Origin of the sequence: Streptomyces sp. ME02-8801-2C (assembly GCF_033793965.1) — a bacterium.
Taxonomy (GTDB): Bacteria; Actinomycetota; Actinomycetes; order Streptomycetales; family Streptomycetaceae; genus Streptomyces.
Genome location: NZ_JARAXP010000012.1, coordinates 50956 through 74891, shown reverse-complemented (window position 1 = coordinate 74891; position 23936 = coordinate 50956). Strand labels below are relative to the sequence as shown.

13 protein-coding genes and 2 pseudogenes are annotated in these 23936 nt (G+C 71.7%); 3 read left to right on the top strand and 12 right to left on the bottom strand.

Annotation, left to right across the window (positions count from 1 at the left end; genetic code table 11):
- Nucleotide 1: 1 nt before the first annotated feature.
- The 3 genes from PV396_RS32535 to PV396_RS32525 all read right to left on the bottom strand — a co-directional run bounded on the left by PV396_RS32535 (nucleotide 2) and on the right by PV396_RS32525 (nucleotide 7632).
- The gene (locus tag PV396_RS32535; protein ID WP_319210769.1) at nucleotides 2–3547 is read right to left on the bottom strand and encodes an ATP-dependent DNA helicase; all 3546 of its coding nucleotides are present in this window, start codon (nucleotides 3545–3547) and stop codon (nucleotides 2–4) included.
- A gap of 36 nt (nucleotides 3548–3583) precedes the next feature.
- On the bottom strand, nucleotides 3584–7000 hold the full coding sequence (locus tag PV396_RS32530) for an ATP-dependent DNA helicase (RefSeq protein WP_319210767.1): 3417 nt from the start codon (nucleotides 6998–7000) through the stop codon (nucleotides 3584–3586).
- Between the two features lie 257 nt (nucleotides 7001–7257).
- Nucleotides 7258–7632 carry an MGMT family protein gene (locus PV396_RS32525; protein WP_416071514.1) on the bottom strand — a complete coding sequence of 125 codons (375 nt, stop codon included), beginning with the start codon at nucleotides 7630–7632 and terminating at the stop codon, nucleotides 7258–7260.
- Between the two features lie 176 nt (nucleotides 7633–7808).
- Here PV396_RS32525 and PV396_RS32520 point away from each other — a divergent pair, with 176 nt between their 5' ends.
- The 3 genes from PV396_RS32520 (at nucleotide 7809) to PV396_RS32510 (ending at nucleotide 13864) form a co-directional block, all read left to right on the top strand.
- Nucleotides 7809–10544, top strand: coding sequence for a lysylphosphatidylglycerol synthase transmembrane domain-containing protein (locus PV396_RS32520; RefSeq protein ID WP_319210763.1), 2736 nt, complete (start codon nucleotides 7809–7811; stop codon nucleotides 10542–10544).
- A gap of 107 nt (nucleotides 10545–10651) precedes the next feature.
- Entirely contained in the window at nucleotides 10652–12202 is a 1551-nt protein-coding gene (locus PV396_RS32515) for an alpha/beta hydrolase (protein ID WP_319210761.1), read from the top strand.
- Nucleotides 12203–12316: 114 nt separating this feature from the next.
- Nucleotides 12317–13864, top strand: coding sequence for an alpha/beta hydrolase (locus PV396_RS32510; RefSeq protein ID WP_319210759.1), 1548 nt, complete (start codon nucleotides 12317–12319; stop codon nucleotides 13862–13864).
- Nucleotides 13865–13935: 71 nt separating this feature from the next.
- Here the strand turns inward: PV396_RS32510 and moeZ are convergent, their stop codons facing one another.
- The 9 genes and pseudogenes from moeZ to PV396_RS32470 all read right to left on the bottom strand — a co-directional run bounded on the left by moeZ (nucleotide 13936) and on the right by PV396_RS32470 (nucleotide 23913).
- Nucleotides 13936–15114: an adenylyltransferase/sulfurtransferase MoeZ gene (gene moeZ, locus PV396_RS32505; RefSeq protein WP_319210757.1), complete on the bottom strand. Its 1179-nt coding sequence runs from the start codon at nucleotides 15112–15114 to the stop codon at nucleotides 13936–13938.
- A gap of 63 nt (nucleotides 15115–15177) precedes the next feature.
- Nucleotides 15178–15927 (bottom strand): spherulation-specific family 4 protein, encoded by a 750-nt coding sequence (locus tag PV396_RS32500; protein WP_319210755.1) that lies wholly within the window; start codon nucleotides 15925–15927, stop codon nucleotides 15178–15180.
- Nucleotides 15915–16874: an NAD-dependent epimerase/dehydratase family protein gene (locus tag PV396_RS32495; RefSeq protein ID WP_319210753.1), complete on the bottom strand. Its 960-nt coding sequence runs from the start codon at nucleotides 16872–16874 to the stop codon at nucleotides 15915–15917. The genes PV396_RS32500 and PV396_RS32495 overlap by 13 nt, the downstream gene beginning before the upstream one ends.
- Nucleotides 16875–17016: 142 nt before the next feature.
- Complete coding sequence (locus tag PV396_RS32490; RefSeq protein WP_319210751.1) at nucleotides 17017–18339, bottom strand: hypothetical protein; 1323 nt, start codon at nucleotides 18337–18339, stop codon at nucleotides 17017–17019.
- Nucleotides 18336–20072, bottom strand: a complete 1737-nt coding sequence (locus PV396_RS32485; RefSeq protein ID WP_319211000.1) for a DUF3492 domain-containing protein — start codon at nucleotides 20070–20072, stop codon at nucleotides 18336–18338. The genes PV396_RS32490 and PV396_RS32485 overlap by 4 nt, the downstream gene beginning before the upstream one ends.
- 207 nt (nucleotides 20073–20279) lie before the next feature.
- A complete protein-coding gene (locus PV396_RS32480) occupies nucleotides 20280–21779 on the bottom strand; it encodes an ATP-binding cassette domain-containing protein (protein WP_416071513.1) in 1500 nt (499 codons plus the stop codon).
- A pseudogene (locus PV396_RS45230) lies at nucleotides 21751–21873 on the bottom strand (ABC transporter permease); the annotation flags it as partial. The pseudogene PV396_RS45230 and the gene PV396_RS32480, both read right to left, overlap by 29 nt.
- 7 nt (nucleotides 21874–21880) lie before the next feature.
- Nucleotides 21881–23603, bottom strand: a pseudogene (locus tag PV396_RS32475) (ABC transporter substrate-binding protein).
- Nucleotides 23604–23820: 217 nt separating this feature from the next.
- Nucleotides 23821–23913, bottom strand: coding sequence for an Ms4533A family Cys-rich leader peptide (locus tag PV396_RS32470; protein ID WP_319210749.1), 93 nt, complete (start codon nucleotides 23911–23913; stop codon nucleotides 23821–23823).
- Between the last annotated feature and the right edge of the window lie 23 nt (nucleotides 23914–23936).

Here is a 23936-nt window from a genome sequence, read left to right as displayed (position 1 = left end):
CTTATCGGCCCGCGCTGACATCCTCGTCCGGTACCTCGAACGCGGCCGGCTCGTCCAGGAGCAGCCGCTCCAGCGCGGCCCGGTCCAGAAGATCGTCCGGCCGCACGGTCTCGCCGCTACGCACATAGAGGAAGGCGGCCTCGACGGCTTCCAGCGGCACGCCCTGCTGCTCGGCCCAGGCCAGCCGGTAGACGGCGAGCTGGAGGGGGTCGGCGGTGTGGGCGCGGTGGGTCTTCCAGTCGATGATCTCGTACGTGGCTTCCCCGCCGTCGCCCTCCTTGTAGACGGCGTCGATCCGGCCCCGTACGACGCGTCCGGCGATGTCGAGTTGGAAGGGTGCCTCGACCCGGTAGGGCGTGCGGTGTGCGTACGGGGTCTGTTCGAAGGCGTCCTTGAGAACTTCCAGGTCGCGTTCGTCGTCGATCTCGGCGTCGCTGCCGGGCAGCTCCTCGGGCCCCAGCATGGGGAGCTGCAGTTCCTCGAAGCGTGCCTCGACCCAGGCGTGGAAACGGGTGCCACGGCGGGCCGCGGGCTGCGGAGGGCGTGGCATGGGGCGCGCCAGTTCCTGCGCGAGGGCGTCCGGGTCGGCGGCCAGGAGCATCAGCTGGGACGCGGTGAGGGACGGGGGCAGGGGCACGTCGGTGACGCTCTCCCGCGCGCGCAGCAGTTCCCCGGTGAGGGCGTCGAGGTCGCGGTCCCAGGAGGCGACGGCGCGAGCCTCCTCGGGTGTGAGATCCGCCTCGGCGGGGTGTCTGCGGGCGTGAGGAACCGTGGGTGGACGGTCGGGGCCGTGCCCGGTGCGGGGCACGCGCGCGTGGGGCGGCGTGTGTGCGTGCGGTGCGGGACGGTCGGTGGTCCAGGTGTCCCAGTCGGTGTCCTCCTCGGCAGGGAGAGTGGCGTCTTGGTCGGGAGGGCCGTGGTCGAGGTATGCGTTGTGGGGTTCGTCGTCCTCGTACGGAAGCTCCTCATACAGAGGCTCCTCGTACGGAGGCTCGTCATCCGGGGGCGGGGGCCAGTCCGGGTCGTCGTACGTGTCGGGAGCGGCGGAGAGGGTCTCCAGGTGGGCGAGGACGGTCTCGGCGGCGGCCCTGCGTCGGCGGAACGCGGCGTCGTCCAGGGGCAGGGGCCACACCTGGTCGGCGGTTGTCGCGTGCAGGGCCGGATTCTCCTCGCCCTCCTCGGGTTCGTCCGCCCACACCTCGGTCTCGCCGTGTCCGGCCGCGCAGTGGTTGTGGAGGGCCCACAGGAAGTCGGAGGGCCCCCGGGGCTTCTTCTGGGAGGGCCCCCACCAGTGGCCCGAGCCGAGCAGGAGGGAACGGGGGCGGGTGAAGGTGACGTAGCCGAGGCGGAGTTCCTCGGTGTGCTGGTGGTCCTTCATCGCCTCCTGGAAGGCCTTCATGCCCCGGGAGTCCCAGGCCTCGATGTCGGGCAGCGTGGCGGTGTCGCCGCGCAGTCCGTGCGGCAGGACCTTGGCCTGGGAGGTCCATTTCTCGCGGCCCTGCGCGCTGGGGAAGGTACCGGTGACCAGGCCGGGGACGGCCACGACGTCCCATTCCAGGCCCTTCGACTTGTGCGCGGTGAGCACCTTGACGGTGTTCTCGCCGCCGGGCAGGGCGTTGTCGAGGCCCTTCTCGTACTGCGCCGCGGTGCGCAGGAAGCCGAGGAAGGCGAGCAGGCTCGCCTCGCTCTCGCGGGCGGCGAAGGAGGCGGCGATGTCCAGGAAGTTGGAAAGCGTCTCGCGGCGTCGGGCGGCCAGGGCCTGTGGGGACGCGGACAGTTCCACCTCCAGGCCGGTGACGGCGAGCACGCGGTGCAGTACGTCCATCAGCGGGTCGGCGAGGGAGCGGCGCAGGTCGCGCAGTTCGGTGGCGAGCCGGGCGAAACGCACGCGCGCGTCCGGCGAGAAGGGCAGCCCGTCGTCGTCGCCCTCGCCCCTCATGGAGGTCTCCAGGAAGGTGTCGAGGGCGTCCGCGAGCGATATCACCTCGGCGGGATCGACCCCCTCGACCGCCTCGGCGAGCCGACGGTCCGGGTCGTCCGGGTCGCCCACGCGCGCGTGGGCCACGAGAAAACGGGCCCGGCGGCCCAGCAGGGCGAGGTCGCGCGGGCCGATGCGCCAGCGCGGGCCGGTGAGCAGCCGGACCAGGGAGGCGTTGGCCCCCGGGTCCTGCAGGACCTCGCAGACGGACACCAGGTCGGCGACCTCGGGCAGGTGCAGCAGCCCGGAGAGCCCCACGACCTCGACGGGAATGTCCCGGGCGACGAGCGCGCCCTGGATCTCGGCGAAGTCCGTGGCGGTGCGGCACAGGACGGCGATCTCGCCGGGTGCCTTGCCGGTGTTCACGAGGTGGGCGATGGAGTCGGCGAGCCAGTCGATCTCCTCGGCGTGGGTGCGCAGCAGCGCGCAGCGCACCTGGCCGTCGCGCTCGGCGCCGGGTGCGGGGCGCAGGGCCTCCACGCCCGCGTGCATGGCACGCAGGGGCTCCGCGAGGCCGTTGGCGAGGTCGAGGAGGCGGCCTCCGCTGCGGCGGTTCTCGCTGAGCGACTGGCGGACCGCCGAGCCGCCGTCGGCGTGGGCGAAGTGCTCGGGGAAGTCGTCGAGGTTGGCGACGGAGGCGCCGCGCCAGCCGTAGATGGCCTGGCAGGGGTCGCCGACCGCGGTCACCGGGTGGCCGGTGCCGCCGCCGAACAGCCCTGCCAGGAGGATGCGTTGGGCCACGGAGGTGTCCTGGTACTCGTCGAGGAGCACCACCCGGAACTCCTCGCGCAGGCCGCGGCCCACTTCGGGGATGCGGGCGAGCGTCGCGGACAGGGCGATCTGGTCGCCGAAGTCCAGGAGGTCGCGCTCGCGCTTGGCGGCCCGGTAGCGGGTCACCAGTTCGGCGAGTTCGCGGCGGGCGGCGGCCGTTTCGGGGACCTTGCGCAGATCGGCGTTGGTGAGTTTGGCGCCCTCCAGAGCGCGCAGCAGTTCGGCGTCGTACGCGCGCAGTTCCTCGGGGCGCACGAGGTGTTCGGCGAGTTCGGCGTCCAGGTTCAGGAGGTCGCTGACGAGGTCCGGGAAGGAGCGGGTGAGCGACGGGTAGGGGCCGGGGGCTTCGCGCAGTACGCGCGCGGCGAGCTGGTAGCGGGTCGCGTCGGCGAGGAGGCGGGCGGTCGGTTCGAGGCCGATGCGCAGGCCGTGGTCGGTCAGCAGGCGGCCGGCGAAGGAGTGGTAGGTCGAGATGACGGGTTCGCCGGGAGGGTTGTCGGGGTCGATGACGTCCGGGTCGGTGACGCCTGCCTTGACGAGTGCCTTGCGGACGCGTTCGGCGAGTTCACCGGCGGCCTTGTTGGTGAAGGTGAGCCCGAGCACCTGTTCGGGTGCGACCTGGCCGGTGCCGACGAGCCACACCACGCGTGCCGCCATCACCGTCGTCTTGCCGGACCCCGCTCCGGCCACGATCACCTGCGGGGCGGGCGGCGCGATGATGCAGGCCGTCTGCTCCGGGGTGAACGGGATGCCCAGGAGCTCCTTGAGCTGCTCGGGGTCACTGATACTGGCTGGCACGTCAGAGAGGCTAGCGGCGGCCACTGACAGTGGGCGTCACTCGACCACGTGCCGGCCTTCCGGGCGGGCGCTGCACGACGCCCTGAAGGAGCAGTGGGCGCACTGCTGGCCCGCGGTCGGGGTGAACCGTTCGTCGAGCACCTTGCCGGCGGCGGTGGCCAGCAGGTCGCCGATCCACTCCCCCCGCGCGCGTGCCTCCACCGCTCCCTCCAGCCCCCCTTCCGGCGTTCCTGCCGGAGTTCCTTCCAGGGGAGCCTGGGCCTGCACCTTGGGCAGCGACTCGCCGCCGTCCCTCTTCGCGGCGCCCTGACGCAGCTGGACGAGTTCGGCCCCGCCCGGTTCGGGGCGCGCGCCGTCGAAAACGTCGTCGACGGCACCTTCACGGACGGCGAGCTGGTAGACGGCGAGCTGGGGATGGCGGGCGACCTCGGCGGCGGTGGGCGCCTGTTTGCCGGTCTTGAAGTCGACCACGTAGGCGCGGCCTTCGCCGTCGGCGTCGACGCGGTCCATGGAACCCCGGATGCGCACTTCGTAGTCGCCGGCTTCGAGGGTCACGTCGAAGTCGTGCTCACTGGCGACGGGGGTCCGGCCGGTGCGCCTGGAGTCGACGTGCCACGTCAGGAAACGTTCGAGGGCCACACGCGCGTGCTCCTTCTCCTGCGCCGACTTCCAGGGCGCGTCGAAGGCAAGCGCGTTCCACACCGACTCGAGGCGTTCCATGAGGACGGCGAGGTCGGCGGGGGTGTGTCCGGAGGCCACCTCGTCGGCGAGGACATGCACCACGTTGCCGAAGCCCTGGGCGGCGGTCGCGGGGGCGTCGGCCTTCACCTCACGGCCCAGGAACCACTGCAGGGCGCAGGTGTTGGCGAGTTGGTCGAGTGCGCTGCCGGAGAGCACGACGGGCTGGTCCCGGTCGCGCAGCGGGACCTTGCTCTCGGTCGGCTCGTACATGCCCCACCAGCGGTAGGGGTGCGCGGACGGTACGAGGGGGCGGCCCTCCTCGTCGGTGAGAGCGGCAAGCCGGGCCAGGCGGCGCGCGGCGGCCTCTCTGAGGGAGGCGGACACCCGCGGGTCGACCGTGGTCGCGCGCAGTTCGGCGACGAGGGCGGCCACGGAGAGGGGGCGGCGCGGACGGCCCGTGACGTCCTTGGGTTCGACGCCGAGTTCGGTGACGAAGCGGGAGGGCTGGTCGCCGTCGTCGGCCGGGGCCTTCACCGCGGTGACGACCAGGCGTTCACGCGCGCGCGTGGCGGCCACGTAGAACAGCCGCCGTTCCTCGGCGAGCAGTGCGCCCGGGGTGAGCGGTTCGGCGAGGCCGTCGCGGCCGATGCGGTCGGCCTCCAGGAGGGAGCCGCGGCGGCGCAGGTCGGGCCACAGGCCCTCCTGGACGCCGGCGACGACCACCAGGCGCCACTGGAGGCCCTTGGCGCGGTGCGCGGTCATCAGGCGTACCGCTTCGGGGCGTACGGCACGACGGGTGAGGGTGTCGGCGGCGATGTCCTCGGCGTCGATCTCCTCCAGGAAGTTGAGGGCGCCACGGCCGCCGGTGCGCTCCTCCGCGCGCGCGGCGGTCGCGAACAGCGCGCACACGGCGTCGAGGTCGCGGTCGGCGTTGCGGCCAGCCGCGCCGCCGCGTCGGGCCGCCCGCTCCAGCCGTCCTGGCCAGGGTGTGCCGTTCCACAGGTCCCAGAGGGCCTCCTCGGCCGTACCGCCGCCCGCGAGGCGCTCACGTGCCTTTCCGAGGAGCGCGCCGAGACGCTGGGCTCCGCGCGCGTACGTCGGGTCGTGGACGACCAGGCGTCGCGGTTCGGCCAGCGCGCGTGCCAGCAGTTCGTCCGAGGGCGGCGGTGCGGGGTTGCCCGCGGCGCGCTCCTCCTCGCGCAGGGCACGGCCGAGGCGGCGCAGATCGGCGGCGTCCATGCCTGCGAGCGGTGAGGTGAGCAGGGTCAGGGCGGTCTCGGTGCCGAGCCAGCCGGTGGCCCCCGGCGCCGCGACGTCGGAGACTGCGCCCTCGTCGTCCCCTGCCTCTTCGGCGTCACCCTGCGCGCCGCCGCCCGATGCCTCGGCGGTCGCCACGGCTCGAAGCGCCGTCAGGAGTGGGGCCACCGCCGGTTCGTGGCGCAGGGGCAGGTCGTCGCCGTCGATGTCGAGGGGCACGCCGGCGGCCGTGAGGGCGCGCCGGATCGTCGGGATCGTACGGCCGCCGGCCCGCACCAGGACGGCCATCTCGCCCCAGGGGACACCGTCCTCGAGGTGTGCGCGGCGGAGGATGTCGGCGATGTTGTCCAGCTCCGTACCGGCTGTCGGGTACGTGCAGACCTCGACACGGCCTCCGTCGCGGACCGGGGTGAGCCCGCGGTGGGCGCGCACCTTGTCGGCCGGGAGCCGGGTCAGAGGCATGCGCTGGGTGAGGAGTCGGGTGGCGGTCAGTGGGACGGCGGCGGAGCGGCGGGAGGTCCTGAGGACCTCGACCGGGGCCGGGCGGCCGTCCGCGCGCGGGAAGGCCTCCGGGAAGTCCAGGATGCCGTTGACGTCCGCCCCGCGGAACGCGTAGATCGACTGGTCGGGGTCACCGAGGGCGACCAGCGTCCGGCCCCCTCCGGCGAGCGCGTGCAGCAGCCGCACCTGGGCCGGGTCGGTGTCCTGGTACTCGTCCACGTAGACGGCGTCGTAGCGGGCGGCGAGCTGCCCGGCGGTGTCGGGGCGGCTCGCCAGGAGTACCGCGCGGTGCACGAGTTCCGCGTAGTCGAGCACTCCTTGCATGTCGAGTACGTCGAGGTACTCGGCGAGGAAGGCGGCGGCGGCGCGCCAGTCGGGGCGGCCGATGCGCCGGGCGAAGGCGTCCAGGGCGTCGGGGCCGAGGCCCAGTTCGCGGCTGCGGGCGAGAACGGCGCGGACCTCGTCGGCGAAACCGCGGGTGGTGAGGCAGGCGCGCAGTTCGTCCGGCCAGCGCACATGGGCGAGGCCGAGCCGCTCCAGGTCGGGCTGGCCGGCGAGCAGTCCGCGTACGGCCACGTCCTGTTCGGGACCGGAGAGCAGCCGCAGGGGTTCCACGAAGAGGTCGCTGTCCTGGTGGGCGCGGACCAGGGCGTAGCAGAAGGAGTGGAAGGTCGTCGCGCGGGGAGCGCGGGCGGCACCGATCCGCAGCGCCATGCGGTCGCGCAGTTCGACGGCCGCCTTACGGCTGAAGGTGAGGACGAGGATCCGCTCGGGGTCCCCGCCCCGGGTGATCCTGGCGGCCACCGACTCGACGAGTGTGGTGGTCTTCCCGGTTCCCGGGCCTGCGAGGACGAGCAGCGGTCCGTGCGCGTGGTCAACCACCGCGCGCTGTGCGGCGTCCAGACGGAGGGGATCCTGCCGCGTGGGCGGGGTACGGACCAGTCGGTAAGCGCCACGGGTCCCCTGTCGCCCCTGGGGGTGCGGCAGGCGTCTGGTGGAGGAAGAGGAGCTCACGTGGTTCGCCGGTCCTGGTGGGTGTGCTGGTTTGCGGTGAGCCACGTGCGGAGAACGGTGGCCGGGAGGTGAGGGGGGCAGGTGCAGCCGACGCTACGCCGCCGGGCGGTTCGGAAGCAGGGCTTCCGCATGTTCCCTCCGGCCCCGAGCGCCACCCCGGCCCCTCGCCCCACGAACGTACGCCATGGCACGGACGTGCCCGGTCTACCCCGTACGGGCCACAGGTCCCCCTGATGCCCGCCGGATGGCGGAAGCTGTCAGGTGTGACCCTCCGCCCGCTCGCCGCCGTCCCACCGTGCCCGTCTCATGTCGAGGCGCGGCAGGTGCCCCACGGCGGCCGTGCTCGCCTCTTTCAGGGGTGTGCCCTCCGCGCGGTAGTGGTCGAGGGCCTCCAGCTCGTGCCCAGGGAGCAGGACGCCGTCCGCGCGGACGACCCGCCACCAGGGAACAGCCCCTCCGTACAGGGCCATCACGCGCCCGACCTGGCGCGGTCCGCCCTCCTCCAGCCATTCGGCCACGTCGCCGTAGGTCATGACACGCCCGGGCGGGATCATTTCCGCGGCCTCCAGGGCCCGCTCGGCGTACTCCGGCAGGGCGTCCGCCGGGTGGCTCTCGTCACTCATCCGCCCCATCCTGCACCACCCCACCGACAATGGGACAAGGCGGCGGCCGCGGGCATTCCTCGCCCCGGAGCGGTGCTTGCGGCAGACTGTGCGCCCCCGCATCGCACCCTGATGCCCCTGTGTGTCAGTGGGGCATGCCACCATCGTGCGGGCGGTGACCGGTGATACGAGACCAAGAAGAGACCATGAGGCATCAGGGCGTGCACCCCGAAGACGCGGAGGACACCTCTGAGGTCTCGCCGCGCCCCGGAGCCGACGGCACCGGCCACGAGCACGAGCGGACACCGGCCGGCCCGGACGTCGACTGTGCCGACGACGACGCCCACGTCGAGGAGGTCGAGGGCGACGAACCACTGCTCCCCGCGCGCGTGCACCGCCCCTCCGATCTCATGCGGCTCCTCGCGGGTGTCTTCGCGGTCGTGGTCCTGCTGGCGATCGCCGCGTTCGCGCACGGCACCACCTCGGGGCTCGAACAGGACATCAACAAGGGCACCGGCCAGGCACCCGACCTGCTGATCAAGATCGCGGGTCTGGCGTCGAGCATCGCGATCCTCCTGGTGCCGGTCGCCTTCGCCATCGAGCGGCTGATCAAGCGGGACGGGCTGCGCATCGCCGACGGTGTCCTCGCGGCGGTCCTCGCGCACGGGGTGACCCTCGCCACCGACCTGTGGGTCGCCAAGGCCGCCCCGGACTCCATCCAGGAGGCGCTGACCCAGCCCTCCCCCGGCGACATCCACGCCCTCACCGACCCGGTGCACGGCTATCTCGCGCCGGTCATCGCGTACATGACGGCCGTCGGTATGTCCCGCCGGCCACGCTGGCGCGCCGTGCTGTGGGTGGTGCTGCTGCTCGATGCCTTCTCGATGCTGGTCACCGGCTACACGACCCCGTTCTCGATCATCCTGACGGTGCTGATCGGCTGGACCGTGGCGTACGGGACGTTGTACGCGGTCGGCTCGCCGAACGTGCGTCCTACCGGGCGCAATCTGATGGCGGGCCTGCGGCACGTCGGTTTCCGCCCGGTGAGCGCGGCCCGTGAGGAGGTTCCGGAGACTTCGGACAGCGGCGACCGGGGCCGACGCTACTTCGTCACCCTGGAGGACGGCCCCCCGCTGGACGTCACGGTGGTCGACCGCGAGCAGCAGGCGCAGCACTTCTTCTACCGCATGTGGCGCAACATCACCCTGCGCGGTCTGGCCACCCGCAGCAGCCTCCAGTCGCTGCGCCAGGCGCTGGAGCAGGAGGCTCTGCTCGCCTACGCGGCGATCGCCGCCGGCGCCAACGCGCCCAAGCTGATCGCGACCTCGGAACTCGGCCCCGACGCCGTGATGCTCGTCTACGAGCACACCGGAGGCCGCACCCTGGACTCGCTGGACGACGAGGACATCACCGACGAACTGCTGCGCAACACCTGGCACCAGGTGAAGGCCCTGCAGTCGCGGCGCATCGCGCATCGCAGGCTCGTCGGCGAGGCGATTCTGGTGGATCGTTCCGGCAAGGTGATCCTCACCGACCTCCGGGTCGGCGAGATCGCGGCCGGGGACCTGTTGCTACGTATGGACATCGCCCAGCTGGTGTCGACGCTGGGCCTGCGCGTGGGCGCCGAACGCGCGGTGGCGTCCGCGGTGGGCGTACTCGGCCCTGACGCGGTGGCGGACTGTCTGCCGATGCTCCAGCCCATCGCGCTATCGCGCTCCACGCGCGCGACGCTGCGAAAACTCGCCCGCGAGCGCGCCGAGCGTGAACGCGAGGCGGTCCTGGAGGCCTCCCAGCAGGCCAAGCAGGCCCGGCTCGAGGCGGCGCACCCCGACATCGCGCCCGTCGTACTGGAAAAGCCCGACAAGAAGGCCGTCCGCGCGGAGCAGCGGGCCGAGAAGCGGGCCATCGACGAAGCCCTGGAGGGCGCCCGCGAGGAGGATCTGCTCACCCAGATCCGCCATCAGGTGCTGCTGATCAGACCGCAGGCACCGGTGGAACCGGCCCGGCTGGAACGGGTCAGACCCCGCACGCTGATCAGCTTCATCGCCGGCGCGTTCGGCGCGTACTTCCTGCTCTCCCAGCTCACCCACATCGAGTTCGGCACCCTGTTCGACAACGCCGAGTGGGGCTGGGTCATCGCGGCCGTGCTGTTCTCGACGCTGAGTTACTTCGCCGCCGCCATGAGTCTGCTCGGGTTCGTCCCGGAGCGCGTGCCGTTCCTGCGGACGGTGGCCGCGCAGGTCGCCGGGTCGTTCGTGAAGATCGTGGCGCCCGCTGCGGTCGGCGGTGTCGCCCTCAACACCCGTTTCCTGCAGCGCGCGGGCGTGCGGCCGGGGCTCGCGGTGGCCAGCGTCGGCGCGTCGCAGCTGTTCGGACTCGGTTGCCACATCCTGATGCTGCTGTCCTTCGGCTATCTGACCGGCACCGAGAAGACGCCCTCCCTGTCGCCGTCCAGGACGGTCATCGCGGGTCTGCTGACCGTCGCGGTACTGGTCCTCGTGGTGACCTCGGTGCCGTTCCTGCGCAAGTTCGTCGTCACGCGCGTGCGGTCGCTGTTCGCCGGTGTCGTCCCGCGCATGCTGGACGTTCTCCAGCGGCCGCAGAAGCTGGTCACCGGTATCGGCGGCATGCTGCTGCTGACCGCGTGCTTCGTGATGTGCCTGGACGCGTCCATCCGGGCGTTCGGCGACGAGTCGACCTCGCTCAGCCTCGCCAGCGTCGCCGTCGTCTTCCTCGCCGGAAACGCGCTCGGGTCGGCGGCGCCGACCCCCGGTGGTGTGGGCGCGGTCGAGGCGACCCTGACGGTCGGTCTGATCGCCGTCGGCCTCCCCAAGGAGGTCGCCGCCCCCGCCGTACTGCTCTACCGGCTGCTGACGCTGTGGATTCCGGTGCTGCCGGGCTGGCTGTTCTTCAACCATCTGACGCGGAAGGGCTCCCTCTGAGGGTGCCTCCGAAGGCGAGCTGTCGCGTGCCCACGGCCCTTGGCGCGCGGTAGCTCGTACGGCTCGCGCCCCGAGCGCCTCGTGGAGTACGACCGCAGGATGGGGGCATGCCCAGTCCCCTCCGGCCGCGTGCCGCTGTCCTGACGGCCACTGCCCTTCTGCTGTCGTCCCTGATGACGGGGTGCAGCGACGACTCCGGCCCGGCGAACGAGGATCTGCCGGCCCAGAAGCTGAGCTGGAAGGACTGTCCCGCGCCGGACGCGTCGGAGGGCGGCGGCGAGGCGCCGTCCCCCTTGCCGGGTGGCGCGCCCTGGCAGTGCGCCACCATGAAGGCACCGCTGGACTGGGCCCGCCCGAAGGGCGACACGATCGAGCTCGCGTTGATCAGGGCGAGGACCAGCGGCAGCACGAGCGGGCGCATCGGGTCCCTGATCTTCAACTTCGGCGGTCCCGGCGGCTCGGGAGTCAGCACGCTCCCCTCGTTCGGCGCGGACTACGCGACGCTGCGCACGCGCTACGACCTGGTGAGCTTCGACCCACGCGGCGTCGGCCGCAGCGCCGGTGTGCGATGCGAGGACGACGAACAGCTCGACGTGCACTTCCAGCAGGACGCAACGCCCGACGACGACGCCGAACGCGCCGAACTGCTGGACACCACCCGGAAGTTCAACGCGGCCTGCGCGAAGCACTCCAAGAAGATGCTCCCGCACGTACGGACCACCGACGCGGCCCGTGACCTGGATCTGATGCGCCAGGTCCTCGGCGACGACAAGCTGCACTACTTCGGCATCTCGTACGGCACCGAACTCGGCGGTGTCTACGCCCACCTGTTCCCCAGGAAGGTGGGCCGTGCGGTGTTCGACGCGGTCGTCGACCCCACCCAGACCCCCGAACAGGGCTCGCTCGGGCAGGCCAGGGGCTTCCAGCTCGCGCTCGACAACTACGCCGAGGACTGCACCTCGAAGGCCGAGGGCTGCCCGGTCGGCGACACCCCGCAGGGCGTCAAGGACCGGATCTCCAGGCTCCTCGAGCAGCTCGACGCGAGGCCGATCCGGGGCCTCTTCCCTCGCGAGCTGACCCAGAGTTCGGCGACCGACGGCATCGCGCAGGCGCTGTACTCCCAGGACTTCTGGCCGTATCTCACCCAGGGCCTCGACCAGGCGTACGAGGGTGACGGCACGGTCCTGATGCTGCTGGCCGACTCGATGAACGGCCGCAACCGCAACGGCGAGTACAGCAACCTCACCGCGGCGAACCTCGCCATCAACTGCTCCGACGCGAAAGCGCGCTACACCGTCGCGAACGTCGAGGCGAAGCTGCCCCGGTTCCGCGCCGCCTCGCCTGTGTTCGGCGACTACATGGCCTGGTCCATGGTCGACTGCACCGACTGGGCCGTGCCCGGCGCCGCCGAGCACCCCGACGTCCGTGCGAGCGGATCAGCGCCGATTCTCGTCGTCGGCAACACCGGCGACCCGGCAACGCCGTACGGGGGCGCGCGGAAGATGGTGGGGGCGCTGGGTGAGGGCGTGGGCGTCGAGCTGACGTACAAGGGGCAGGGGCACGGCGCGTACAACAGCGGGAACCGTTGCGTGCTCACGGCGGTGAACGGCTACCTACTGAAGGGGAAGGTACCGGCCGCAGGGACCGTCTGCACCTAGAAAGTGCAGGTCAGAACGTTATCCACAGGCCGATATGGCCTCGGCTCGATCCGCCTACTATGGCCCGAACGCCATCCGCCGACTCGAGCGGACGGTCCGCAGGGGGGAGTTCGCATGTCTCGTTTCGTACGGTGGACGGCCGCTGCCGCCGCCGCGTTGCTGGTGGCCGGGTGCAGCGGCGGCACGTCCGGCAGCGGGGACGACAAGGGGTCCGGCACCACCACTCCTTCGTCGACCGCTGCCACGTCCGGCGCCCCATCCGGTCTGCCGGCCTCGCTGACCTCGCAGAAACCGGACTGGGGCCGCTGCGAAGGTACGTCGGACTCCCCCACGCCGGGCAACAACTGGCAGTGCGCGACGCTCAAGGTGCCGCTGGACTACGCGAAGCCGGACGGCGAGACCATCGACCTGGCGCTCATCCGCGCCAAGGCCACCGGAGGCAAGCGCATCGGGTCCCTGCTGTTCAACTTCGGCGGACCGGGCCAGTCGGGGATCTCCATGATGCCCTCCTACGCCGGCACGGTCTCCGCACTGCGCGAGCGATACGACCTGGTGAGCTGGGACCCGCGCGGGGTCGGGGCCAGCGAGGGAGTGCGCTGCCGCAGCGACAAGCAGATCCAGGCCGCCGAGTCGGTGGACCCGTCGCCGGACGACGCGGCCGAGGAGAAGGCGTACTTCCAGGACGCGGCCGACTTCGGAAAGGGCTGCGAGAAGGCCGCCGGAAACCTCATCGCGCATGTCTCGACGACCGACTCCGCCCGCGACATGGACCTGATGCGTCAGGTTCTCGGCGACACGAAGACGCACTACTTCGGCATCTCGTACGGCACCGAACTCGGCGGTGTCTACGCCCACCTGTTCCCGAAGAACGTGGGCCGGCTGATCCTCGACGCCGTCGTCGACCCGAGCGCCGACCTGGTGGGACACGCGAAGAACCAGGCCCGGGGTTTCCAGCGCGCGCTCGACGACTACCTGAAGTCGACGGGCCAGGACCCGCAGCAGGGTTCGCGGAAGATCACGGCTCTGCTGAAGCGGATCGACGCCAAGCCACTGCCCACGTCCTCCGGCCGGAAGCTGACCCAGGGGCTGGCGGTCATCGGCATGGTCCTGCCGCTGTACAGCGAGCAGAGCTGGCCGGCCCTGACAAGTGCCCTTGACGCGGCCGAGCAGGGTGACGGATCGGACCTGCTGGCACTCGCTGACGGCTACAACGACCGCGACGCGTCGGGCCACTACGGCACGACGACACATGCACAACGGGTCATATCGTGCTTGGACGACAAGCAGCGGCCGACCGCGGCACAGGTCAGGAAGCTGCTGCCCGAATTCAGGAGGATCTCCCCCGTGTTCGGGGAGTTCATGGGCTGGGACACGGCCGGTTGGTGCCACGACTGGCCGGTAGCGGGCCAGTACGACACACCGGAGGTCAGCGCGCCCGGGGCGGCGCCCGTCCTGGTGGTCGGCAACACCGGCGACCCGGCGACGCCGTACGAGGGCGCCCGCAGGATGGCGGACGAGTTGGGCAAGGATGTCGGCGTGATGATGACCTGGAAGGGCGAGGGCCACGGGGCGTACGGCAGTGGGAACGCCTGTGTCGACTCCACCGTGAACGCGTATCTGCTCGACGGGACGGTGCCGCGGGACGGCAAGGTCTGTTCATGACGGCGGCGGGGGCCCCGGGCACCTGTGGTGCGCGAGACCCCCGCCGACCAGACAGGGTGGTGAGGTGCGGGTCAGTACACCGGCTTGTGGGGCTCGATCTGGTTGACCCAGCCGATCACACCGCCACCGACGTGGACCGCGTCCGCGAAGCCGGCGGACTTCAGGACCGCGAGGACTTCCGCACTGCGGACACCGGTCTTGCAGTGCAGGACGATCTTCTTGTCCTGCGGGAGGGTCGCCAGGGCGGTGCCCATGAGGAACTCGTTCTTCGGGATCAGCTTGGCGCCGGGGATCGAGACGATCTCGTACTCGTTGATCTCGCGAACGTCGATGATCTCGAGGTTCTCGCCGTCGTCGATCCACTCCTTGAGCTGCTTGGGAGTGATCGTCGAGCCGGCCGCCGCCTCCTGGGCCTCCTCGGACACGACGCCGCAGAAGGCCTCGTAGTCGATGAGCTCGGTGACGGTCGGGTTCTCGCCGCAGACCGCGCAGTTCGGGTCCTTGCGGACCTTGACCTGGCGGTACTGCATCTCCAGGGCGTCGTAGATCATCAGACGGCCGACGAGGGGCTCGCCGGTGCCGGTGAGGACCTTGATGGCCTCGGTGACCTGGATGGAGCCGATGGACGCGCACAGCACGCCCAGGACGCCGCCCTCGGCGCAGGAGGGGACCATGCCCGGCGGCGGGGGCTCCGGGTAGAGGCAGCGGTAGCAGGGGCCGTGCTCGGACCAGAAGACGGAGGCCTGGCCGTCGAAGCGGTAGATCGAGCCCCACACGTACGGCTTGTTCAGCAGCACGCACGCGTCGTTGACCAGGTAGCGGGTCGCGAAGTTGTCCGTGCCGTCGACGATCAGGTCGTACTGGCTGAAGATGTCCATCACGTTCTCGGCCTCGAGCCGCTCTTCGTGAAGGATCACCTCGACGTACGGGTTGATGCCCAGTACGGAGTCGCGGGCGGACTGGGCCTTGGAGCGGCCGATGTCCGCCTGGCTGTGGATGATCTGCCGCTGCAGGTTCGACTCGTCGACCTCGTCGAACTCCACGATGCCGAGCGTGCCCACGCCCGCGGCGGCCAGGTACATCAGCGCCGGCGAACCCAGCCCGCCGGCGCCCACACAGAGCACCTTGGCGTTCTTCAGCCGCTTCTGCCCGTCCATCCCGACATCGGGGATGATCAGGTGGCGGGAGTACCTGCGGACCTCGTCTACGGTGAGCTCGCCGGCGGGCTCGACCAGGGGTGGCAGCGACACGGGGACTCCGTTGGTCGGTCAATCACTACAGTTGTTCTCCCCGTAACACTGCCACGCCCTTCTTCATTCCGAGACACCCGTTCCAAGGCGCGAGACAAGGTCGTCCCAGTAGCCGGGCAGGGTCTCCCAGGGGTCGGTGCGGCCACCGCGCTCCGTACGGTCGGTGAAGAAGATCGTGGCGGCGCCCTGCCAGCGGGCGACGCGCAGCGCCTCGTCGAGATGACCGAGCGGCAGTCCGTGCACGAAGTGGCAGAAGCGCTCCGGCGGATGGTCGGCAGTCCACTCGGCCACCTGCGACCAGCGGTAGTCGCTCCAATGGCCGGAGAAGGTGACGAGCTGGTCGCCGTGCTCGGCGTAGCCCGGATGCGGATGGGTGCCGTGGCCCAGGACGATGTGCGGGTCGTCGTCCGCCGCGCGGAGCGCGCCGACCGTGCGGCCGATATCGGGGAGCGCGGAGCGGTCGGTCGGGCAGCGGTCCAGGAGGAACCCGTCGGCCTTGTACCAGGCACGGTACCGCTGCGCTTCGGCCATCAACTCCCCGTGCGGGCGGGCACCGTGGGCCGTGTCGAGGTGGCCGAGGACGCGGACGCCCGCGTTGCGCAGACGGCCGACGGCCTCCAGACAGTGCGGATCGGGGCGGCTGCCCGGGCCGTCGGCGACGTTGAGGACGACCCAGTGCAGGGGTGTGCCCGGGCGGGACAGTTCGCCCCACTCGGTCGGGGCGAGGAGGGGGTGCGCGAAGCCGGGGACGCCGAAGCCGGTGCGCACACCGGTGCTGGCCGTGCCCGACTTGGCGCTGGTCAGATGCGGCATGCCGCCTCCATCCAGATGTCCGCGAGGGACTCCTCCAGGTTGATCCGGGGCCGCCAGCCGAGCCGGTCGCGCGCGGTGCGTACGTCGGCCTGCTGCCAGCTGCCGCAGCCGTCCGGGTACGGATACGCGACCGGGCCCGCGTGGTCCGGGTCGGTGCGGGGGTGGCCGATGGACGCCCGCAGGGGGCCCGGGGGACCGTCGAGCTCGTGCAGCGCGCCGCCGTATCCGGCCACCCGGGCGAGGACGGAGGCGGCGTCGCGCAGGCGCATTGCACGGCCGGAGCCGATGTTGATGACGCCCTGCGCGGCCGAGAGCGAGGCGGCGTGCACGGCCCGCGCCACATCCCGTACGTCGATGAAGTCGCGCTGCGCGCCCAGGCCGCCGAGCTTGAGCTCGCCGTCACCGGACTGCATCGCGCGGCGCATCGCCTCGGCGAGGCGGCCGAGCGGGGAGCCGGCGGGTGTGCCGGGCCCGGCCGGCGAGAAGACGCGCAGGACGACGGCGTCGAGACCGGAGCCGAGGACCAGTTCGGTGGCGGCGAGCTTGCTGACGCCGTACGGACCGCCGGGGCGGGGGACGGCGTCCTCGGCCGTGGAGGAACCGGGCTGGCTGGGGCCGTACTCGGCGCCGCAGCCGAGCTGGACCAGACGGGCGCCGCAGCCGCTGCGCCGCAGGGCCTCGCAGACGGTGGCGACGGCGACCGTGTTGTGGCGGGTGAGTTCGCGGGCACCGCCACGGGTGGCGCCCGCGCAGTTGACGACGACTCCCGGGTGGACGGCGTCGAGGAAGCGGGTGAGTGCGCCGGGGCTGCCGGACGCGAGGTCGAAACGGACGTCGGCGTCGTCGCCGCGGCCGAGGACGGTGAGCTGCACGGCCGGGTCGGCGAGCAGCCGGTCGGCGACGAAGCGGCCGAGATAGCCGTTGGCTCCGATCAGCAGAACCCTCATCGGACGGCTCCCTCGGCGGACTCTCCGGCTCCGGGTCGGGAGGTGATCATCGGTGTTCTCCTTCGGGGGGTTGCGGGTGCGTTCGTGATCGGGGACCGGGCGTTGCGGAACGGGCCGACTGCCGTAGTCGTGGTCCGGGGCGTCATACGGGCTCCCCCGGGATCGCGTGCGCCGACGCTCTGGTCAGCGAGCGGGTCGCGTGGAGCAGGAGGAGCAGGGCGGCCACGCCACAGGCCGCGGCCGGGATGCCCGCCGGGCCGCAGGCGGCCACGACCGCGTCCACCGGGGCCGCCAGGAAGGCGCAGCCGGGGAGGCGGGACGCGAGGGCGGCGGCCAGGGTCGTCGCCTCGGCTGCGGCTGCCGCACCGAGGACGACGGCCGGGGCGTGGGTGAAGCCATGCGTCGTGAGGAGGCGGGCAAGGAGGAGCAGAGCGCCCAGGGTGACAGTCGTGGTGTAGGCCACCGGTTCGTGCAGCACCGTCGCGCAGAGCGCCACGAGCACTGACGACACGCAGAGGAACAGGGCGACGGCGCCCAGGAGGAGGGGTTTCACGGCCGCGGTGAAGTCCGCCAGGCCACGGCTGGCGGCCAGCTTGCGACGGGCTCCGGCCGCGAAGAGGTGTGCGCACCAGGCCGCCGGCGCACAGGACAGGGTGAGTACCAGCGCCGGGCCGGTGGACAGTTCCCGTAGTGCGGCCGGGAATCCGTCGGGGCCGTCCGTCAGGGCGGCGGTGAGCAGGCCGTCGCCCAGGAGGGCGTACGCGAGGAGCCAGGAGGTCCACGCGCGCGTGGAGGCCGGGGTGCGGCTCGGGTACGTGCCCGGGGACTCCGGGCGGGACCTGGCGCTCAGCGGGCCCCGGCCGAGTGCCGCGCGCACGGCAAGCACCACGGCCAGGGCGCCCAGTGTCGCCAAGGCCAGCCGGATCCGGCCCTCGGTGAGGTGCAGGCCGGCCACCGTCGCCGCGCACAGGGCGCCCGGCAGCACGGAGAGCAGGACCCAGTCGGCCCGTACGCCGGATGCGGCCGGCGGGGCGGGCCGCGGTGCTGTTTCCGCGTCCCTGGAGACCCGGGCGTGCATCTCCTCGGCCAGGGAGAACACGTCCCGGTGGCGGAAGCGTGCGGCAGTTCGGTCCGTCACGCCGTGGGCCTCCAGGCCTGCGGCGATCTCCAGTGGGTCCACCGCCCGCTCGCACAGCTCACGGTGTCGGTGCATGAGAGCCTTCACGGGGTCGGCGGTCCCACGGCGTGCGGCGCGAGTGGAAGGCGTCGACGGTTGCGAAACCGTCTGCGTCGTCTCCGCGTCTCGTACGTCCGCCTCCGCCTCCGTCTGCGCGCCTCGTACGTTCGACTCCGTGTCTTGGACGTCCGTCTCGGCGGTGCCCATGAGCCACTCCTCCGAGTGGTCGTCCCAGGCTCCGGGGCTGTCCGGTGTCCCGGGGCGGTCCAGTTCTCCCAGCTCGCTCATCGGGCGCCCTCCCCGGCCGGTACGGGGGTCGCCTGTACCGGTGCGGAAGCGCGTCCTGTCGCCCAACTGGGCCCGCCCCGGGCCACCACGCCTATGCCGGGCTGCGTCCAGCGGCCGGGGACGTGGGCCTCCGCCGGGACGGCGAACGGGAGCGGTTCCCCGGCTCCGTCGAGAACCACCCCGCGGGCGGGGCTGCGCGCGACGACCTCCAGGTAAATGCCGTGAAATGCCTCGACGTTCTGCTCGACGGTGAACAGTTCGAGGGCACGGGCGCGGGCGGCGGCGCCCAGCCGCTCCCGGCGCGCCGGGTCGCGCAGCAGCGCCACGCACGCCTCGGCGAGCGCTCGCGGGTTGCGCGGGGGCACCACGAGCCCCGTACCGCCGATGATCTCGACCACCGCGCCCACGTCCGTCGACACGGTCGCCCGACCGCAGAACATGGCCTCGACCAGGCTGATCGGGAAGCCCTCGACCACGCTCGACAGGACGACCACCCCGCCCGCCGCGTACGCCTCGGCGAGCGTCGGTGCCTCCGGGCCGCCGATCTCCTCGAACGACACCGGGTTGTCGCCGACTGCGTGAATGCCCTCGGCCTCGTCGGGGAAGAGCTGCGCGGCCAGCGCCCGGCAGTGACCGAGGTAGGCCTCGCTCTCGGCGCCCGTGGCCGCCCCGATGACGCGCAGGCGGGTCTTCGGTTCCTCCTTGCGCACCTCGGCGAAGGCATGCAGCAGGGAGACCAGGTCCTTGGCGGGCTCGATGCGGCCGACCCAGATCAGCGTGTCGGTGTCCCCGGACTCCGGCGACTCGCCCACCTCCGCGAAGTGGGACGCGTCCATGCCCGGATAGACCGTGCGCAGCTTCTCCCGGTCGGCCCCGCATCTCTCCTGCCAGCGGCGGGTGTGCGTGTTGCCGGGGGTGACGATCGCGGCCCGTCGGTAGACCTCCGCGGCCAGCCTGCCGTGGAAGGCCGCGAGCAGGGACCGTACGGCGGGGGCGCTGTCGTCGGCGCCCGAGGCGAGGTAGTGCGCACGCAGCGGGACGCCGTACTCGGTGACCAGCAGGGGTACGCCGGAGAAGTGGTGGGCGAGCAGGCCGGGGAGCGCCGCCGGACCACCTGCCGCGGCATGGCACAGGTCCACCGAACCGAGCCCGTCGTCCTCGTACCAGTCGAGAGAGAGGGGGCGCAGGGCGCGTTCCAGGGACGCGGCGACGGTGAGCAGGTCCGGGACGCGCGCCTCGCGCGCCGCTCCCTGTGCGCCGGGCGCACGACAGGCGCGCTCCAGGGCGCGTACGGCGACTTCGGAGCGGAGCGCTCCCACCAGGCCGCCCTCGTCGCGGGCCAGTTCGGCGAGGCCGTACAGCGCGCTGCCGAAACGGTCCGCCTCGGCGGTGGACGCCTCCGGTCCGTTCGGTGCGCCCCCCGAGGCGGTCCCCGTACCGGGCCCGGCACACAGGGCCGAGGCCAACTCTCCGTAGAGCTCGGCGAATCGCCGCCGTGCGCGGCGGCCGTACACCACGCCGTCGTCCTCGGCGGTCCACAGGGGAGCTGTCCGGACCCGGCTGACCTGCGGTGGCAGCTCGATCCAGCCCTCGTCCTCCTGTCGCTCGCTGCGACTGAGCGCGTATATGTCGAACTCGTGTCCGCCGAGCCCGCGCACGAGCCGGTCGCACCAGAGCCTGGCGTCACCGCTCACATACGGATAGCCACCCTCCGTCAGCAGTCCGATGCGCACGAGCACACCCCCGATCTCCCGTATGAGGAGCCGCCGTTGACCCGGCGGCTCGCAGCGGGACGAACGTATGCGGACATCACGGTGGTGCGACGGACGGTTGTCCGTCGCACCACCAAAAGGGGTGAACGGTCGTAACTTTCCCGTGCGGTTCGCGTTCCGTCGCGCTAAGAGATCACTCGCACACTCTGGTCACGAACACACGTGTGGTCATGCCGGGGCCAACTCCCGTCGCGTGGCACGGCGCCGGGCAGCGACAAGCGGATCGAGAGCGGGTACGGCGGCCGGCAACTGCCGGGTGTACGGATCCCGCGGATTGTCGTACACCTCGTCGGCGGGGCCCGATTCGACGATCCGTCCGTGCCGCATCACCGCGACGCGGTCGCTGACCTGGCGTACGACCGCGAGGTCATGGGCGACGAACACCAGCGCGAGGCCGAGTTCGCGCTGCAACTCGCCGAGCAGGGCGACCACCTGGGCCTGGGTCGTGACGTCGAGCGCCGGGACCGGCTCGTCGCAGACGATGACGCGGGGCTCGGCGGCCAGCGCCCGAGCGATGCCCACACGCTGGCGCTGGCCGCCGCTGAACTCGTGGGGATAGCGGTCGAAGTGTGCCGGGTCGAGCCCGACCCGCTCCAGCAGCTCGCCCACGCGCGCCCGGACCCGCGCGTCGTCCCGCTCGCCGCGTGCCCGCAGCGGGTCGGCGATCGACTCGCCCACGCTGCGGCGCGGGTTGAGCGAGGAGACCGGGTCCTGGAACACCATCTGCACGGCCGGACCGACCCCCGACCGCACCCGCCCCTCGTAGCGCACCTCGCCGGCCGTCGGCTCCAGCAGCCCGACCAGCATCCGCCCGAGCGTCGTCTTGCCGCTGCCGCTCTCGCCGACGATGCCGAGGGTCTCGCCCCGGCGCACGGTCAGCGACACGTCGTCCACGGCCGCGAACGCCCGCTTCCCGCGCCCGAACTCGCGCCGCACACCGGTGGCCTCCAGCACGACCTCCGCGGAGCCGACGCCGACGCCCGGGCCCGAGCCGGACCCCGACCCGGCCCCGGACCCGGAGCCGGAGCCGACGCCCGAAGTGGACCCGGAGCCGGAGCCGACGCTCGACCCGGACCCGGACCCGGACCCGTACCCGAACCCGGACCCCGACCCGGACCGGGAGCCGACGCCCAAGCCAGACCCGGACCCGGAGCCGACGCCCGAGCCAGACCCGGACCCGGACCCGGAGCCGGAGCCCGACCCGAACCCGGACCCCGACCCGGACCGGGAGCCGACGCCCAAGCCAGACCCGGACCCGGACCCGACGCCCAAGCCAGACCCGGACCCGGACCCGGACCCGACGCCCGAGCCAGACCCGGCGGCGTCCCCCGGGACCCGCCGCGCCTCCACGCGTGGTACGGCGGCGAGCAGTTCACGCGTGTACGCCTGGGCGGGTGCCCCCAGGACGGCGGCGACCGGGCCGTGCTCGACGGCCCGCCCGTGCCGCATCACCAGCACGTCGTCGACGCTCTCCGCCGCTACGCCCACGTCGTGCGTGACGAGCAGCAGGCCCATGCCGGTCTCCTCGCGCAGCGTGTGCAGCAGGTCGAGGATCTGGGCCTGGACGGTCACGTCCAGCGCGGTCGTCGGCTCGTCGGCGATCAGCAGGTCGGGTTCGCAGGCGAGCGCCATGGCGATCAGCGCGCACTGGCGCATCCCGCTGCGCACGCAGCCGTCGCCAGAACTGACGGGCCCCCGAAACCGCCGGGGCGGGTGTCGTACCCGTCCCGGCGGCCTGGGAGGCGAGAAGGACCTCGCTCACGTCGTCGTCACTTCACCGAGACCTGGGAGATGTCCAGGACACCCGTCCAGTCGCTGATCACGATGTTCTTGATGTCCTTGCCGTACAGCCGCTTGTAGACGGGGTGGAACAGCGGCACGGTCAGCGCCTGCTCTCCGATCTGGCTGTCCAGTGCGCCCCACCTCTTGGCGGCAGCGTCAAGATCGGTCAACTTGTTGATCGCGTCAATCTCGGCATTGACCGACTTGTCGTCGAGGAAGCCGGTGTTGAAATTCGCACCGTCCTTGACGATCTGCCGGCCGTCGAAGATCGGAGCGAGGAAGGGGCCGCCGGAGGGCCAGTCGGCACCCCAGTGGGCGAGGAAGAACCCGGGCTCCTTCTTCACGTCGTGGATGGTGTCGGAGTAGTCGTTGTCCTCCAGCCCGTTCGGCTTCATCGTGATCCCGGCCTTCTTGAGCGCGTCCTGGACAGCGGTCGCGATCTCCGGGCTGGTCTCGAAGTCCTTGGCGTTGGAGTGGGTCAGGGTGACGGTCAGCCCGTTCGGGTAACCGGCCGCCTTCAGCAGTTCCTTGGCCTTCGCCGGGTCCCCCGAGGCACCCGCCGGGAAGTGGTCGTACGGCGTGTACCCGAAGGACTTCTGGTTCGGCAGATAGGTGGTGGCGGGCTCGGCGAGCGACGAGCCGCCGGCCGCGTTGACGACGCTCGTACGGTCGATGGCGTACGAGACCGCCTGGCGCGCCTTGATGTTGTCGAACGGCTTGATCTTCGGGTTGAACGCTATGTAGTTGGTGTAGCCGAAGTGTCCGGTGCCGACGCGCGCGGCCAGTTCCTTGTCGCCGGAGACCTTGGCGAGTTCGGCCGGGCCGAGGTTGGTGTCCGTGGTGACGGACGTGGCGTCCGCCCCTTGAGACGCGGAAAGCCGCTGGTTGATCACCGACGAGTCGAGCCCGGACCGTACGTCGATCTTGTCCGGGTACGCCTTGCGCTCCGCGTCCGTCGCGGCCGACCAGTAGGTGTTGCGCTCCAGAATCAGCCGCTCGCCGTCCCCCTCGTTGCTGACGACCTTGTACGGGCCCGACGAGATCGGGTGCTCCTCACTTGGTGCCGGTGTCCTTGGCCTTCGGGACCGGGGTGAACTGCGTCTGGGTGGCCAGGTAGGGGAACTCGCCCTCGGGCTTGTCCAGGTGGAAGACGATCGTGCGGGCGTCCGGCGTCTCGATCGCGTCGAGGCCCTTGCCCTTGTCCTTGTAGGGGCCCTGGTAGTCGGCGGCGCCGATCAGCCAGTCCCTCAAGTAGGGCGCGCCGCCGGAGAGTTCGGGGGCGAAGGAACGCTCGATGCCGTACTTGATGTCGGCACTGGTGATCGCCGTACCGTCCTCGTACTTGAGCCCTTCCTTCAGGGTGTACGTCCAGACGGTCGCGTTCTCGCTCGGGCGCCCGGTGTCGGTGGCGAGGTCGGGGACGACCTTCGCGCCTGCCGCCCCGCTCTCGCGGTTGCGCGTGGTGAGCGTACGGAAGACGAGCGAGGGGACGTTGCCGCCGCCGGAGGTGTACAGCCTGGCGGGGTCGAAGTCGTCCTGCGGCTTGGAGTTCAGAACGGTGAGTGTGCCGCCCTTCTGCGGCTTGGAGTCGCCGCTTCCCGCGCCCTTGGCATCGTTGTCCTTCGGACCGCACGCGGCGGCGCCCGCGGCCAGGACAAGGCTGACGGACACCGCTGCGACGCGGCGCGCTCTGACGGACGGTTGGCGCATCGGAAGACGACCTCTCGAATAATGAGACGGAACGACGAGGAATGAGACGGAAATGAACACACGTCCGCCCGGCGTCACAGCACGCGTCAGGTCACACCAATGGCACTGAAGAGCACCAGGTCATGGAGAACCGCCGACGACGAGACGTCGGCAGAAGTCGAAGGTCAGTCGGTGACGGCAGAGGTGCCGGTCGCGACACGCACGCCGGGGGCGGGTGTCAGCGACAGAGAATGTCGGCCACGCAGAGCGGGGTCACGCCGATCAGCGCCAGCTCGATGGCGGCGCGACGGACAGCATGACTAGACCACATGCGCAAAAATATGAACGAACTTT

Bases quoted from the DNA above. Each gene is read 5' to 3' on its own strand.
- PV396_RS32515 (WP_319210761.1), top strand. From the start codon at position 10,652: ATGCCCAGTCCCCTCCGGCCGCGTGCCGCTGTCCTGACGGCCACTGCC.
- PV396_RS32510 (WP_319210759.1), top strand. From the start codon at position 12,317: ATGTCTCGTTTCGTACGGTGGACGGCCGCTGCCGCCGCCGCGTTGCTG.
- PV396_RS32495 (WP_319210753.1), bottom strand. From the start codon at position 16,874: ATGAGGGTTCTGCTGATCGGAGCCAACGGCTATCTCGGCCGCTTCGTC.
- PV396_RS32525 (WP_416071514.1), bottom strand. From the start codon at position 7,632: ATGGGGCGGATGAGTGACGAGAGCCACCCGGCGGACGCCCTGCCGGAG.
- PV396_RS32500 (WP_319210755.1), bottom strand. From the start codon at position 15,927: ATGCCGCATCTGACCAGCGCCAAGTCGGGCACGGCCAGCACCGGTGTG.
- PV396_RS32470 (WP_319210749.1), bottom strand. From the start codon at position 23,913: ATGTGGTCTAGTCATGCTGTCCGTCGCGCCGCCATCGAGCTGGCGCTG.
- PV396_RS32520 (WP_319210763.1), top strand. From the start codon at position 7,809: ATGAGGCATCAGGGCGTGCACCCCGAAGACGCGGAGGACACCTCTGAG.
- PV396_RS32490 (WP_319210751.1), bottom strand. From the start codon at position 18,339: ATGAGCGAGCTGGGAGAACTGGACCGCCCCGGGACACCGGACAGCCCC.